11 protein-coding genes are annotated in these 15,465 nt (G+C 51.2%); 7 read left to right on the top strand and 4 right to left on the bottom strand.

The genetic code is table 11. The features are described 5' to 3' along the window. The first annotated feature begins 29 nt into the window (after positions 1–29). Both tssI and CSQ88_RS10705 read left to right on the top strand, forming a co-directional pair. Positions 30–2,036, top strand: coding sequence for a type VI secretion system tip protein VgrG (tssI, locus tag CSQ88_RS10710; RefSeq protein ID WP_099398098.1), 2,007 nt, complete (start codon positions 30–32; stop codon positions 2,034–2,036). Positions 2,037–2,443: 407 nt separating this feature from the next. Next, positions 2,444–2,962 carry a toxin-antitoxin system YwqK family antitoxin gene (locus tag CSQ88_RS10705; protein ID WP_180273628.1) on the top strand — a complete coding sequence of 173 codons (519 nt, stop codon included), beginning with the start codon at positions 2,444–2,446 and terminating at the stop codon, positions 2,960–2,962. A gap of 27 nt (positions 2,963–2,989) precedes the next feature. On the opposite strand, the gene CSQ88_RS10700 is transcribed toward CSQ88_RS10705, so the two are convergent. The 4 genes from CSQ88_RS10700 to CSQ88_RS10685 all read right to left on the bottom strand — a co-directional run bounded on the left by CSQ88_RS10700 (position 2,990) and on the right by CSQ88_RS10685 (position 5,805). Then, the gene (locus CSQ88_RS10700; RefSeq protein ID WP_099398096.1) at positions 2,990–3,259 is read right to left on the bottom strand and encodes a hypothetical protein; all 270 of its coding nucleotides are present in this window, start codon (positions 3,257–3,259) and stop codon (positions 2,990–2,992) included. A gap of 49 nt (positions 3,260–3,308) precedes the next feature. Continuing rightward, positions 3,309–3,704 carry a DUF4280 domain-containing protein gene (locus CSQ88_RS10695; protein WP_099398095.1) on the bottom strand — a complete coding sequence of 132 codons (396 nt, stop codon included), beginning with the start codon at positions 3,702–3,704 and terminating at the stop codon, positions 3,309–3,311. A gap of 148 nt (positions 3,705–3,852) precedes the next feature. Further along, complete coding sequence (hppD, locus tag CSQ88_RS10690; RefSeq protein WP_099398094.1) at positions 3,853–4,935, bottom strand: 4-hydroxyphenylpyruvate dioxygenase; 1,083 nt, start codon at positions 4,933–4,935, stop codon at positions 3,853–3,855. Between the two features lie 84 nt (positions 4,936–5,019). Then, complete coding sequence (locus CSQ88_RS10685; protein ID WP_099398093.1) at positions 5,020–5,805, bottom strand: phenylalanine 4-monooxygenase; 786 nt, start codon at positions 5,803–5,805, stop codon at positions 5,020–5,022. 156 nt (positions 5,806–5,961) lie between these two features. Between CSQ88_RS10685 and CSQ88_RS10680 the strand changes: the two genes are divergently transcribed. The 5 genes from CSQ88_RS10680 (at position 5,962) to CSQ88_RS10660 (ending at position 15,451) form a co-directional block, all read left to right on the top strand. After that, on the top strand, positions 5,962–6,435 hold the full coding sequence (locus tag CSQ88_RS10680) for an Lrp/AsnC family transcriptional regulator (RefSeq protein ID WP_099398092.1): 474 nt from the start codon (positions 5,962–5,964) through the stop codon (positions 6,433–6,435). Between the two features lie 561 nt (positions 6,436–6,996). After that, complete coding sequence (locus CSQ88_RS10675; RefSeq protein ID WP_099398091.1) at positions 6,997–7,422, top strand: NfeD family protein; 426 nt, start codon at positions 6,997–6,999, stop codon at positions 7,420–7,422. After that, positions 7,422–8,369: an SPFH domain-containing protein gene (locus CSQ88_RS10670; protein ID WP_099398090.1), complete on the top strand. Its 948-nt coding sequence runs from the start codon at positions 7,422–7,424 to the stop codon at positions 8,367–8,369. Before CSQ88_RS10675 ends, CSQ88_RS10670 begins: the two co-directional genes overlap by 1 nt. A gap of 21 nt (positions 8,370–8,390) precedes the next feature. Further along, positions 8,391–9,323 carry an exopolyphosphatase gene (locus CSQ88_RS10665; protein WP_099398089.1) on the top strand — a complete coding sequence of 311 codons (933 nt, stop codon included), beginning with the start codon at positions 8,391–8,393 and terminating at the stop codon, positions 9,321–9,323. A gap of 266 nt (positions 9,324–9,589) precedes the next feature. Continuing rightward, on the top strand, positions 9,590–15,451 hold the full coding sequence (locus CSQ88_RS10660; RefSeq protein WP_099398088.1) for an AAA family ATPase: 5,862 nt from the start codon (positions 9,590–9,592) through the stop codon (positions 15,449–15,451). Positions 15,452–15,465: the final 14 nt, after the last annotated feature.

The raw sequence follows: 15,465 nt of genomic DNA, 5'->3' as shown, positions 1-15,465 counted from the left end.
ATCACACCTCCCTTGATGAGGCTTTACCCATGACCCGCCCCACCGACACAGCCACCTCAATCTCCCTTTCCGCCTCGGCCCTGGCGGATCTTTACCCCGATGGCTTGTTGGGGGATGAGGGTTTGAATCAGCTAGGGGCAATAACTTTAAGTGGCTACAGCGGCACCACGCTCACCATGGATGCGGCGATTGCCACTCACCTCACCATCACCCTAAGACACGATACGAAGACACGGCCGCTGGATTTATTGTGTGCGGAGATTCGCCAGCTACCGGGCGATGCGACAGTAGATAAATACAGCCTGACGCTGCGCCCCTGGCTGTGGTGGCTAACGCTGGCGAGTAATAACCGTGTGTTTCAGGCCAAAAGCGTGCCGGATATAGTAAAAGCAGTGTTTGCTGTGCATGGCTTTAGCGATTATTCGCTGAAACTCGATGCCACTTATGATCCGCGCGAATACTGCGTGCAATACGGCGAGAGCGATTTTGCTTTTGTTTCCCGCCTGATGGAAGACGAAGGGATTTTCTGGTTTTTCACCCATGCAGACGGCAAGCACACGCTGGTGCTGGCCGACAGCAACGATGCCTTCCCCGCCTGCCCCAATGCCAGCACCATTGCCTGGCTGGGGCAGGATATGGGCAGCCGTGAGCTGCACGGCATTCGCAGTGGCGAGCTCTGCCAGCAGGCGGTTTCCACCGCTTACAACACCAGCGATTACGAATTTACCACCGCCAGCACTTCGCTCTACTCGCAAACCAAGGCGGTGGATGGCACGCGCTCGGTGTACGAGCATCCAGGCGGCTATACCGCCAAGGCAAGGGGCGATGCACTGGGTAAAATCCGCGTGGCGGGTTTACGCAGCCAGGAGACGCGCTTTATTGGCGAGAGCGATTGCCGCTGGCTGATCCCCGGCCACACTTTTACCCTGAGCGGCCATGATAATGCCGCCGCCAATATTGAATGGGTGGTCACCGCCGTTACGCACGACGCCAGCCACCAACATTACCGCAACCGCTTCAGCGCCATCCCCAAAGCCACGCCCTACCATCCGCCAAGGCTCACCCCAAAGCCACGCATGCATACACAAACTGCGCTGGTGGTGGGCAAATCAGGGGAAGAAATCTGGACCGATGAATATGGCCGCATCAAGATTCAATTCCCATGGGATCAGGACGGCAAAAAAGACGAAACCAGCTCCTGCTGGGTGCGGGTGATGCAGGCGTGGAGCGGCAAAGCCTTTGGCGCGCAGTTTATTCCGCGCATCGGCCAGGAAGTGGTGGTGACCTTTATTGATGGCGATCCGGATAAGCCACTGGTGACCGGCTGTGTTTACAACGGCGACAACAGCCTGCCCTACGCCCTGCCCGCCAATCAGACGCAATCGGGCATCAAAACCAATTCATCCAAGGGCGGCGGCGGCTTTAATGAGCTGCGTTTTGAAGATAAAAAAGACGCCGAAGAAGTGTTTTTGCAAGCGCAAAAAGACCTTAAAACCAATATTCTTAACGACGCCACCCACACCATCGGCCACGATGAAACCCGCACGGTAAAAAACGACCGAACCCGCACCGTAGAGGAAGGCAACGACAGCACCACCATAAGCAAAGGCAACCGTACGCTCACCGTGAGTAAGGGCGACGAAACCACCGATATCAAAGGCAAACGCAGCCTAAAAGCAGGCGGCGACGAAGCGAGGGAAGTGGGCGGCGATCTCACGCAAAAAGTCACCGGCAATTACACCATCACCGTAGATGGCAATCTCAGCATTAAAGTCAGCGGCACCATCAGCATAGAAAGCAGCGGCGCTTACACCGCCAAAAGCGACGCGGCCCTCACTAATCAGGCAGGAACCAGCCTGACCAATAAAGCGGGCACAGCACTAACCAATCAGGCAGGCACATCGCTGGATAACAAAGCCGGCACCACCCTGACCAACGACGGCGGCGTCAGCCTGATGAACAAAGGCGGTGCAGAGCAAACGGTGGACGGCGGCGGCATGCTGACGATTAAGGGCGGGCTGGTGAAGATTAATTGATGATTAATTGATGCTTACTGTGCAACCCCATACGCAACAACCTAAGTCAAAAAGATCTTTTTAGTGCCTTCGGCTCGTTAATTTTGGTGCGGCATCCCAGCGGGGAACTCACTTTCTTGAACGGCCAGAAATCCTGGTACGCAAAGAATGCCGCCCCGGCCAGCACGAAAGCCCCTCAGCTGCGGACAGTCGGCGGCAGGCGGGATTGGCTCGTGCCTCGCTCCCAAGCGATCCCCCGCTCCGCTTGTTCCTCGCTTAGGCGCGCTTCAAGGGGTCTTTTAAGCCCTATGCCAAGACCGTGCTTATTGCGTTTTTTCGTTGTTTGTTGATGCAAAATCAAATTGTTAGCGCACATGGGAAACACCCCGCCGCTTTTAACATTTCACTTCACTCAAACCGAGGCCATCATGAGTCAGCCTTTTGAACTGGAACGCGGCAGCAGCAAGCTGAGCGGCACGATAAATGAAGGCGCGCTGGACGGGCCTTTTAAGGTGCTGGATGCCAAAAAACCCCTCGCCAGTATGCAATACAAAAATGGCGATCTGCACGGGCCGATGCTGATGATGCACCCCAATGGCAAGCCATCTGCACAGCTTCATTATCAAGCGGGCCTCTTACACGGCCCGGCCAAATTCTTCTCGCCGCAAGGCGCATTGCAGCGAGAATGCGTCTACCAGCATGGGCAATTACAGGGTGTGGCTAAGAATTATTTTAATAACGGCAAAGTGGCCCAGCTGGAGCATTATCAGGCGGGGCTGCAACATGGCGAACAGCTGCGTTATCACCCCAATGGGCAGATAGCCGAGCGCCAGCATTTTAAAAATGGGCTAAGCGATGAAGAAGTTCAGCAGTTTGCAAGCGATGGCAAATTACTTGGAGAAGATGGCAAGCCCATCTCTAAAATAAAAACGTGGCTAAAAACATAAGCCTCTTTTATTTAAACAGAGGCCCGGCTAAAACAGCTTTTTAAGCAGCCGGTAATAGCCCACAGGCGCTGCCTGCTGGCGGCCTGTGCTGCGCGTTGCGCTGCATTGAATCAGCCACTGGCTTTTTGCGGCAGTCAGTTGCTGATTAATGCCATCAATCACCGCACTGGGATTGGTGACTTTGGCCTTGCTGATCAGCTCAACACTGGTGCACTGACGCTGCTTTTGCAGCAGCGCACATACGCGTTGCTCGTCTGGGTTGAGATTAAGCAGGCTGAATGGGTTGCTTGTAGACATGGATAAACTGCAGTTTCATAAGCCCGCTATTGTGGCATGGCTGTGCATACTAGGCGATTAAATCCTGCATCTGCCCAGGCATCACAATCTTAATCACCCCGCCCCAGTTACACATCAGCATGCCGCCCGAGTTAAGCGCAGGCATGCTGCCAATCAGCACCGTAGGCGCGCCGCCAGGTATCCACGGTGCGGCAGTCATTGGAATACACGGCATAGGGGTAAGCACCCCCAGCGCGGCCGCTGTTGCCGCTGCCACCATAGGATTAGCTGGGCTCATGCATGTGCCAAACGGCGCAACATTCACAATGGGAATGTAATCCATAATATTGGCAGCAGGCATGCCACCGGCCATGCAGCGGTTTAGCGGCAAGACATTTAAAGTGCCAGGTGCCGCACCAAAGCTGCACTGCAAAGAGGCACCGCTGCAAACCTGTGGGCTTCCCATGGTTTCTCCTTATAAGCCAATATCTGCAATGTCCCCATCCTGCATCACCTTATTATCGACAAATGAAAGCACAAAGTCAGCTTAAAATAAAAAACCCGCCACAAGCAATCGCATATGACGGGTTTTATGGGCGCAAAGAATATAAAGCTTATTCTGCGCTTAATACACCACGGCGAACCTGATCGTCTTCGATCGATTCAAACAGGGCTTTAAAGTTGCCTTCGCCAAAACCTTCATTGCCTTTACGCTGAATAATTTCAAAGAAAATTGGCCCGATCACGGTTTCGGTAAAGATTTGCAGCAGGATACCGCCGCCTTCGGTTGGTGCGCCGTCAATCAGAATACGGTTTTTACGCAGGCGCTCTAAATCTTCACCATGGCCAGGCAGGCGCGCATCGGTGCGGTCGTAGTAGCTGTCCGGGGTATCAAGGAAACGTGTGCCGCTGGCTTTTAATGATTCTACTGTGGCAAAAATATCATGGGTGGCAAGCGCAATATGCTGAATGCCCTCCCCTTGGTATTGGCGCAGGAATTCTTCAATCTGGCTTTTATCATCCGATGATTCATTAATTGGAATACGAATCTTGCCGCAAGGGCTGGTCATGGCGCGGGAAACCAGGCCAGTCAGTTTGCCTTCGATATCGAAATAACGAATTTCACGGAAATTAGCGATGTTTTCATAAAAGCCCGACCAAACATCCATATTGCCGCGCATCACATTATGGGTAAGGTGATCCACTTCGTATAAACCGACGCCCGCCGGGTGCTGATCCACGCCTTCAAGCGGCACGAAATCAACATCATAGATATTCTGGTCTTTACCATAGCGATCAACAAAATAAAGAGCCGAACCGCCAATCCCTTCCACAGCAGGAATGTTTAATTCCATAAAACCAATCGGGCGGTTATAGGGTTTAGCGCCGTGTTCAATGGCGTATTTATAAGCGCGATCGGCATCGGCCACGCGCCAAGCCATAGCACAAGCGGATGGGCCGTGAATGGCAGCAAACTGGCTGGCTGGTTGTGTAGGCTCGCCATTAACAATGAAATTAATTTCACCCTGACGGAAAAGGCTGGCATTTTTGCTTCTGTGTCGTGCGATTTCCACAAAACCCAGTGAAATAAACAAGGCCTTCAGGTTATCTAATGCTTCCTGAGTATTGCCTGTGTATTCCACAAACTCAAAACCATTGGTTTCAAGTGGGTTAATGCTTGGTTTTTCCATTTTCATCTATCTCTCCAGTAGGTGAAACCCATACACAAAAATGCCGTGATTCAATTTATAAAAATATCACCACGGCATTGCCATATCGGGTTAATTTAGACCGTGCTTAGCGGTCCATTTTGAAAAATCGTCTTCCAATGCATCAAAGCTTTTAATCACAAACAAATCTTCCTGCATATGCCAGATGTCATATGCCGTTTCTGCCACTTTTTCGATATCAAATTCATGTTTACGGGTTTGATCAGACAAACTGAACATCACTTCTTTGGGAGAGGACGCAATACCCGCACCAAAAATACGCAGCCCGTCTGCTTCTTCGATCAGGCCAAACTCTACGGTGTACCAGTAAAGACGCGGCAACCACATTTTAGCGGGGTGATCCAGCTCAAAAGCACGCACTCCCGCACGGCCAAAGGCTTCAAAAAATGCAGCAAAACGGGGATGAGTCAGCAGCGGCGCGTGCCCCAATAAATCATGGAACATATCCGGTGCAGGGGTATAGCCAATTTCATCCGGCTTACGAATAAAATCGGTAGAAGGAAAAATGCGCTGAGCTAATAACTTAAAAAAATCTTCATCCGGCACAATGCCGGATACACGAGTCAGCTTCCAGCCAGAGAGGGCTTCAATCTTGTCGCTGATTTCCACCAGACTTGGAATACGATCACAGGGAAAGCCAACTTGTTCGATACCATCCAGAAAAGCGTGGCAAAGACGGCCCGGCAATACCGCTTTTTGATTGGCGATCAGCGTGGCCCAAGTCTGATGCTCAACATCGGTGTATTGCGGCACTGGATAAGAACGAATATCAAGTACTACGTCTGGCACAGACATTTGCATATCAGATCTGAGGGTTGCTGCTTCATCGGTATACACAAGACTTCTCCTAAATGGTATTTTTCACAGTAACTGTTCTACACTAGCTTTTCATTTTACAAAAAGTGTCGAGCAATTTTGCTTCTAAAATGCCAACAAAATAAATATTTATGCAATTTATCACTAATTAAACATAAAACAAGGGGAGAAAACACCATGGAACTAGATAGGACTGATATTAAAATTCTGAATGAGCTTCAGTTGCATGGCCGTTTAAGCAATGTAGAGCTGGCAGAAATCATCGCTTTGTCTCCTTCACCATGCTTGCGCAGGCTCAAACAACTCGAAGATAGTGGTGTTATTCGCAAATATGTTGCACTTTTGGATCCGCTTTTAATCGGGCTGGGATTGCAGGCATTTATCCGTGTTTCTTTAGAAAAACGCGGGCATAGTCATCTGCAGGAATTCGTGACCGCCATCCAGGAATGGCCGGAAGTGGTGAACTGCTATGCCATGACCGGGGAAATGGATTATCTGCTGCAGGTGTATTTTGAAGACATGACCCACTTTTCTAAATTTGTCATGGGGCAACTACTCCAGCACCCGGGCATTGCCGATATCAAATCAAGCTTTGTATTAAAAGAATTTAAAAACACCACACACCTGCCTTTAAGTCATCTCAATCCATAAAGGCCAGGGTCTGTTGACGTTTCATTCACAATTGCGCTGAGCCAGAAAACGGCCAGGCACAAGGCATGCGCCGAAGGCAATAACTGCTTATTGTCGAGGAGCATAACGCAGTGAATGGCCATTTTCCGGCTCAGCCCTTCGGGTTTAGCCCATCTTTGGGGCGGAACTGCGTTAAAAATCGCTCATGGTACTCGTACCATGTCGCAATTTTCTCCTTGTTCAGCCCAAAAACTGGGCCAAACGCAACCGTGAATGAAACGTCAACAGACCCCAGGGTGAGGCTCATGCGGCCTCACCCCTCATTCCCCTTCTTTACCCAAATCACTTTAATCACGATTGCTGCCGAACTTTCGCAGGCGGAGTCACTCCTAACAAAGCCCCTCCTGGAAATCACACCTGCCTACACAGGTCTTACAGAAGAAACTAAAATATCCACATCCTAAAACTTACATACTGTCTGTTTTCCATCAACAAGCTGATGGAAGTCTTCCTTACCGCTTGCCAGAGCCTGGGTATTTCAGCTATACCAAAGCAGATATTCATATCAAAAGATACAACGTAATGAGTTCAACAACGCTCTGGCTCATCATGGCAGCGATTCTTGCCGGATTAGAAATGCTGACAGGCACCTTTTACTTACTGGCAGTAGCCACAGGGCTAATCAGCGCGGCCTTAGCCGCATGGCTGGGTTTTGGCTTTGCGGTGCAGGCCAGCAGTGCGGCCCTGATTGGTCTTGTGGCCGTGGCCGCGCTCAGGCAATGGCACAGCACACACAACGCCAGCCCGGAGCAAATCAGCAGTGATATCGGCCAGCTGGTCGAGATTGTGGAATGGCAAGGCGAGCGGCGCGCGCGGGTGCGTTACCGCGGCACATTATGGGATGCCGAGCTGGCCGCAGAGGCAGACACAGGCTTAAATAATTACACGATTATTGCCACACAGGGCAGCTCACTTATTCTTAACCACTTACCACTAAGGCACTCCTGATGGAATTCGGATTTCCCTTTTTCTTTTTAATTATTGCAGTCATTTTCATCGCAAAAACATTTAAGGTTGTGCCTCAACAGCACGCCCTTATTATTGAACGCCTTGGTAAATTTCATTCCGTATTACAACCGGGTTTAAGCTTTATCGTGCCTTTTATCGACAGGGTGGCTTACAACCTTTCCCTGAAAGAAATCCCGCTGGATGTGCCCTCCCAGATTTGCATTACACGGGACAATACCCAACTGCAAGTGGATGGCCTTTTGTATTATCAGGTTACCGACCCCAAGCTGGCTTCCTACGGCACTTCAGATTACGTGATGGCCATTATGCAGCTGGCACAAACCACGCTGCGCTCGGTAATCGGCAAGCTGGAGCTGGACAAAACATTTGAAGAGCGTGACGACATCAATGCGGCCGTAGTCAATGCGCTGGATGAGGCCGCACGCAGCTGGGGCGTTAAAGTTTTACGCTACGAGATCAAAGACTTAACGCCACCCAAAGAAATCTTGCACTCCATGCAGCAGCAAATTACCGCCGAGCGCGAAAAGCGCGGTCGGATTGCGCAATCTGAAGGGGTAAAGCAAGAACAAATCAACTTAGCCACCGGCCAGCGCGAGGCATCCATCCAGCGCTCTGAAGGTGAGCGGCAAGCCGCCATTAATGCGTCCGAAGGCGAAAAACAAGCCGCAATCAATAAAGCCGAAGGTGAAGCCGAGGCCTTACGCCTTGTTGCGCGCGCCACGGCCGAAGCGATTCATATGGTGGCTCAAACCATTAAGCAACCGGGCGGCCTGGAAGCGGTGAACTTAAAAGTAGCCGAGCAATATGTCGCTGCCTTTGCCAATATTGCAAAAGAAGGCAATACCATGCTGCTGCCCGCCAACGCCAGCGATGTGGCGGGCATGGTGGCCACTGCAATGTCTGTGATTAAACCCCCACAGTCTTAATCCACGTAAGGAAATAGCGCCATGTCAGAACCCAAATACCGCCTCGTTACCCGCAGTGATTTCGATGGTTTAGTCTGCGCGGTGCTATTAACTGAGCTGGATATGATCGACGATATTTTATTTGTTCATCCTAAAGATATGCAGGACGGCAAAATCGCCATTACAAACACAGATATCACCACCAATCTGCCCTATGTGGCGGGTGCGTATTTATCCTTTGATCACCATTTTTCCGAAACCATTCGTAATGCCGGGGAAAAAAGCAATCATATTATTGACCCCAAGGCGCCCTCTGCTGCCCGGGTGGTTTACGACTATTACGGCGGCAAAGCGGCTTTTCCTAAAATCAGCGACGATATGATGATTGCGGTGGATAAAGCAGATTCAGCCGAATTCACCCGCGAAGAAATCCTGAGCCCCAGAGATTGGGTGCTGCTTAATTACCTGATGGATGCGCGCACCGGACTGGGGCGCTTTAAGAATTTCAGAATATCCAACTATCAGCTGATGATGGATTTAATTAAATACTGCAGCAGCCATGGCATCGAAGATATTCTGGCCCTGCCCGATGTACAGGAACGAATTGAAGTCTATTTTGAGCACGCACCGCAAGCCAAAGAACAACTCATCAATTGCAGCCGTATTTACGATAATTTAGTGGTGCTTGATTTACGCAATGAAGAAACAATTTACGCCACCAATCGGTTTATGATTTATGCGCTTTACCCGCAATGCAATATTTCAATTCATATGCTGTGGGGCCTGCATCAGCAAAATACAGTTTATGCCACTGGCAAATCCATTATTAACCGCAGCTCACAAACCAATATTGGTGAGCTGATGCTGGAATACGGCGGCGGCGGGCATGAAAACGCCGGCACCTGCCAGGTGGCCAATGAAGATGCCAATAAAGTATTACGTGAATTGGTACTCAAAATTACGGCAGATGGCTGATTATGAGTAAAATCCACACCTGCTGACATGGCAATGACGCTTGAACTTTAAAGATCATTGACGGCTAAGCGCTGCTCAGAGCAGCCCCGCCTAAGGAGCGATACCACTGCCTGTACCTTTTTTTGCAGGCCTTTTGATTGCTGACTAAGCGAAGGTGGTTTTTCACCTTAAACAGAACAAACGCCTCCAGCCAGACCCTTGGAGTAAGTGTGGACATTCCCGGCTACAGTCTGAAAAACACACTGTATCAAGATGTGACAGGAAGCATGGTTCGCGCCGTCCGCGCTGACGGCACGGCCTGCATCCTGCGTATTGCATCACTCCCCAGGGCCAGCATCACCTTAAACAGTGAACGGGAAATACTCGATCAGCTCCAGACCAAACATACGCCGCAGGTACTTGATTTATTCAAGCATGGCGCATCCATGGTGCTGGTTTTAAGCGATTGCCCTGGCCGCACCTTAGAAGACCTGATCAGCGAATCAGGGCACAGCGCCAGCACCACCCTCCAGCAGGCCATCACCTTAGCCAGAAAACTTCAGCGCACCACCGCCATTGCTCAGGCGCTGGCCGTTTTGCACGCCAGCGGCAAACCGCATGGCAGACTATGGCCAGATCACATTATCATCGCCCCGGATCACAGCATTCGCTTTGTGGGCATGGCCGATGGCGGTGAAACAGACCCGCAAAAACACCGTGCCGCGTATTTTTCCCCGGAGCAAACCGGCCGTCTGCGCTCAGATGTGAATCCACGCAGCGATTTATACACGCTGGGTGTGATTTGCTACCGGATGTTTACGGGGCAACTGCCGTTTAACAGCAATGACACGCTGTCTTTAATCCACGCACATCTGGCCAAAATACCCACGCCACCCCATGAAATCTCTGACACGCCACTGGCGCTCTCCGCCATTATTATGAAGCTGTTGGAAAAAATCCCCGAAAAGCGCTACCACACCGCTGCGGGCCTTGCGCATGATTTACAACGCTGTACAGACCGGCTGTCTAACGGGCTGACCGTGGCGTTTCCACTAGGCGAAGACGATGAGCCCGGCGTACTTCATTCATCCAACACGCTTTATGGCCGGGATTACCAAAGGCTGGGCCTGCTTGATGCCTTCGCCCGCAGCCAGAGCCAGGCCGCTGAAGTGGTGCTTATTTCCGGCTACTCTGGCATTGGCAAAAGCTCGCTGGTGCAATCACTCAGGCCCGACATCATCATGTCGGGCGGCTTTTTTATTGAAGGAAAATTCGATCAGTATCAGCGCAGCATCCCCTACGCTGCACTATCAAGCGCGTTTGACAAGCTGATCCGCCAGTGGCTGGCCGAGCCCAATACCGATCACTGGAAAAAACGTGTTCTTGCCGCTGTAGGCAGTAACGCACAAATTTTAATTGATGCCATTCCTGCCCTGCAGTGGCTGATCGGGCCACAGCCGCCTGTTGCCGAGCTGGGCCCGGCAGAGCTGCGCCACCGCTACAACAAAACGCTGATAGATTTTATTCAGGGGATATGCCACCGCCAGTCGCCACTGGTGTTGTTTTTAGACGATTTACAATGGGCCGACCCGGCCAGCCTGGATTTAATGGGCCAGCTGCTCACCAATATCCACAATAAACACCTGCTGCTGATCGGCGCTTATCGCAATACCGATGTGGTTTCCGGCCACCCTCTGCTGCTGGCGCAGGCCGAGTGGCAAACACAAAATGTACGCAGCACCCTGCTTGAGCTGGCTCCGCTCACGCCCGCACAGGTGAACGATTTTTTAATTGATATCCTGCACACCACCGAGCCCACTTTCTCTCTTGCCAACCTGATCCATAAAAAAACCGGCGGCAATCCTTTTTTTATGGGTAAGCTGCTGCGTACCCTGGTTGATGAAGCGTTTATCTCCTGGGACAGAGAAACACGGATGTGGGTATGGGATATCAGCCGCCTTGCCACCCACAATGTGGCCGAAAACGTAGTCGATCTTGTGATTGAGCAGCTGCACCGGCTGCCTCCCCATGTGCAGGCACTGGCCAGCGCGGCCGCCTGCTTTGGTAATTTATGCAGCCTCAGTGATCTGGCCGCCATTACCGGGCTGACTCAGGCCAAAGCCAATGAAAGCCTGCATGTATTACGCCAGGCCGAGCTGATGACAGAAATCCCGACCGATGCGGGCAAGCCAAGGCAAATCCGTTTTATGCACGACAGAGTGCAACAAGCCGCCTATTCATTACTCAGCGATACAGAGCAGCAGGAAACCCATTTACGCATTGCCCGCCACCTAGCCAGCAACCGTGTTGGCACACAGTTTCAGGAACAGCTGTTTATTATTGCCCAGCAATTCAGCGCAGGATTAGATCTCTTTTTACAAGCTGGCGATGCGGAGCAAAACCGCTATTTAGCCGATTTATTTTTACAAACGGCCACCAAAGCCATTACCTCTGCCGCCTACGCCAGCGCCAGGCAGTTTGCCGATAATGCACAGCGCCTGCTGAATGAATACGAGCATGCAGACTGCGACTACCCGCTGCGGCTGCGCATGCACTACACACAGGCACAAGCGACATTTCTTTCTGGGGATTTAGCGGGCTCAGAAGCCATTATTCTGAACACCGTGCCGCAGCTTCATACGGCCAGAGAAAAAGCAGAGTTTCAGAACCTGTTAATCATCGGCAAAACACTCAGCGCCGATTACCAGGGCGCTATTGAAGCGGGTAAAGAAGCGCTGGAATTACTGGGCTTAGTCTGGCCCAATGACCCCGAAGCGGCCTTTCAGGAAATCCTCGCCAAAATCGAAGAAAAAATGACAAACCGCAGCCCGGCCGATCTGCTGCAATTGCCGGTACTGAGTGACCCGACCCAACAGCTTATCCAAAAAACGCTGCTTAATCTGGATACATCCACCTCTTTTGGCCATCCTCGCTACTACCCCTTTATTATTTCCCGCATGGTGCTTACCGCACTGGAACACGGCAACTCGATAGAGATTTGCAAAGGCTATGGCACGTTTGGTGTATTACTGGGCAGCTTGTTTGGCCAGCATCAGCGCGGCTTTGAGTTTGCCAGCCTGGGCTATCAGCTGATTAACCCGCTGGATGCACAGGCGCTTAAATGTAAAACAGGCTGGCCCTATGCGGTAGGCTGCTTACCCTGGGTAAAGCCATTGCATGATTCGCTACCACTGATTCAGGACAGCATTAATGCAGGCCTGATGACGGGGGATCAGCAGTTCACCGGTTATCTCTACTGCGCCGATGTGCTGCATCGCTATATCAGCGGCTTGCCTTTGTCTAAATTAAGCGAGCGTATCGGGCAAACATTGCAATCTTCGATCGCCAGCAAAAACCAGTGGGCAATCGACACCCTCAATGCCTTACATTTTTCTGTACTGGCTTTCACTGCCGATACATGGGATGGCAACACACCCAACGAAGCCATTTTTGTACAGGAATGCGAGCAAAGAGACAGCCGCTCTTCGCTGTGCTTTTATCATATCTACCGCGCCCAGCGCATGCTGTTTGCCGGGCGTTACGAAGAAGTGATTCAGCATGCCCGCCAAGGGCTGATGCTCAGCCGTTACATCATGGGCTTTATTGCCAATTTTGACGCGCTCTGGTGCCTAGCGATGGGGCTTGCCAATCGCTCACCGTCTAAAAAAGAGCGGGAAGAAATAGAATCCTGCCGCGAGCAACTGGCGGCATGGAGCCATGATTGCCCTGCAAATTTCTCGCACAAACTGCTTTTGCTCAATGCTCAGATTGCGCAGCTCAATGACCAGCACGAAGTCGCCCTTGCCTATTGTCATCAATCAGTAACTGCAGCACGCAGCCAAGGGTTTACGCAGGATATGGCGCTGGCGGAAATACACGCCTGTAAATTATGGGTTGAGCACGGCTACCCCATTTATGCCACCCACCACCTTAAAAACGCAATTTCCAGCCTGCAGCACTGGGGCGCGCTGGGGCTGGCCAAAGCTTTAAGCCACGAGTACAGCGCAGTCTGGCAATTTATCCCGCCCGAAGAAGACGTATTTCATGGCCGGGCGCTCTCTTCTGCCGTTGTGCTGAAAGCATCGCAGGCCATTGCCAGCGAGCTGGCACTCGACCCGCTGCTGGTGCGCTTAACCGAGCTAATGATCGAAAGCGCCGGTGCCACAATGGGCGCGCTGATTCTGGCAGAAGACGGCCAGCCCCGGCTGAAAACGGTTGGGATTATTGAAAACAACACCATCACCGTACGACCCAGAAACAGCCACAGCCTGCCGGTTGCGGCCTCTATCCTGCAGTATGTCTGGCGCACCTTAGAAACCGTCGCACTGGATGATGCAGGCCTAGACGAGCGCTTTCAGCGTGATTCCTATGTGCACAACACCCGCGTTAAATCTGTTTTGTGCGGGCCAATTATCAAGCAGGGCGTGCTGCTTGGCGTTTACTACCTTGAAAACCCACTTGCGGCAGGGACTTTCACATTGGCGAGGCAGGAAGTCATTCATGCCCTGTCAACGCAAGCCGCTATTTCGATGGAAAACGCGCGCTTGTATGATGAGCTGGAAAGCCGTGTTGAAATTCGCACCCAAGAACTCAGCGCCGTTAACCAGCACTTAGAAAATGAATTAGCAGAAAGAAACCGTATTGAAAAAGCACTCAGAGAGAGCGAATCACGCTTTCGTGCCATTGTTGAAAGCATGCTGACGGGGTATATGAAAACCGAGCTGGCCAGCGGCAAAATTCTCGCCATTAACTCAGCCATGCTGGATATCCTAGGCGTTGGCAGCACAGAAGCCCTGCTTGGCCAAAGTGCGCTTTGCTTTTTTGAAAACCCACAGGAACAAAAACAATTACAAGAAATGATACTGAAGCACGAAAGAGTCAGCCGCTACGCCATTAAGATTCGCAATAGCAACGGCCATGTTCTGGATGTGCTGACAACCAGCCGCCTCCTGTACAACACCGAAGGCGAGCCCAGCCATATTGAAGCCACCATGATGGATATCACCGAGCTGAATCACGCCAAAGAAGCGGCCGAAGCAGCCACTAAGGCCAAAAGCGCTTTCCTCGCCAATATGAGCCATGAAATCCGCACGCCGCTCAATGCGATTCATGGCATTGCCCATCTGATGAAGCATACGGACTTGAATGAAAAACAAGGCGATTACCTGAATAAGCTGACGCAATCCACCAATACCTTAATTGCGCTCATTGACGATATTCTGGATTTTTCAAAAATCGAGGCAGAGCGCCTTAATTTAGAAAATGAGATTTTTTCCTGCCGCAATATTGTGACGCAGGTTGTATCTCTGCTGCGCTTCAGGGCTGAAGAAAAAGGCCTGACTTTACAACTTGTTTTACCCGATCAATTTGCAGAATGGCGCAAGGGCGACGCCTTACGCTTAACCCAAATCCTGATTAATTTACTGGGCAATGCCATTAAATTCACCCAGCAAGGACGCGTACAGCTGGAGCTGAGCAGCCTGAGTGAAACACGGCTGCTGTTTACCATCAGCGATCAGGGAATCGGGATGACTGCGGAACAGATCAGCCGTCTTTTTCAGCCCTTTATTCAGGCCGACAACTCAACAACCCGGCAATTTGGCGGCACGGGGCTGGGTTTATCAATCAGCAAAAAATTAGCCAACTTAATGGGCGGGGACATCACGGTAAGCAGCCAGCCTGGCGTTGGCAGCCAGTTCAGCTTCAGCTTGGATCTGGCTATTGCCGCTGAAGCCCCAGAAGCACAAGCCCCGGAAACGCCAGAAAAAGCCTTAAGCTTTGAAGGCAAACATATTCTGGTGGTAGATGATGTGGCCATTAACCGGCTGGTGGCACGGGAGCTGTTATCGCTGTTAAAAATCAGTTGTGATGAAGCAAATAATGGAGAAGAGGCACTGAGCAAACTCAGCAGCCATCACTATGATCTGGTGTTTATGGATTTACAAATGCCCATCATGGACGGTCTGGAAGCCACGCGGCAAATGCGCTCAAGAGGCGATTTAACCCCTGTTGTTGCACTCACCGCAGACGCGCTGGAATCGCATAAAAAAACCTGCACCGAAGTCGGTATGAACGATCATCTTGCCAAGCCCATCATTCCACTGCAGCTGAACATCCTGCTCAAAAAATGGCTGAGCAATAAGTCCTAGTTTATTAAAAAACA

This window comes from Iodobacter sp. BJB302 (assembly GCF_002735645.1).
Taxonomy (GTDB): domain Bacteria; phylum Pseudomonadota; class Gammaproteobacteria; order Burkholderiales; family Chitinibacteraceae; genus Iodobacter.
The sequence above is the reverse complement of the archived record's forward strand: the minus strand, read 5'-3'. Positions and strand labels throughout refer to the sequence as shown.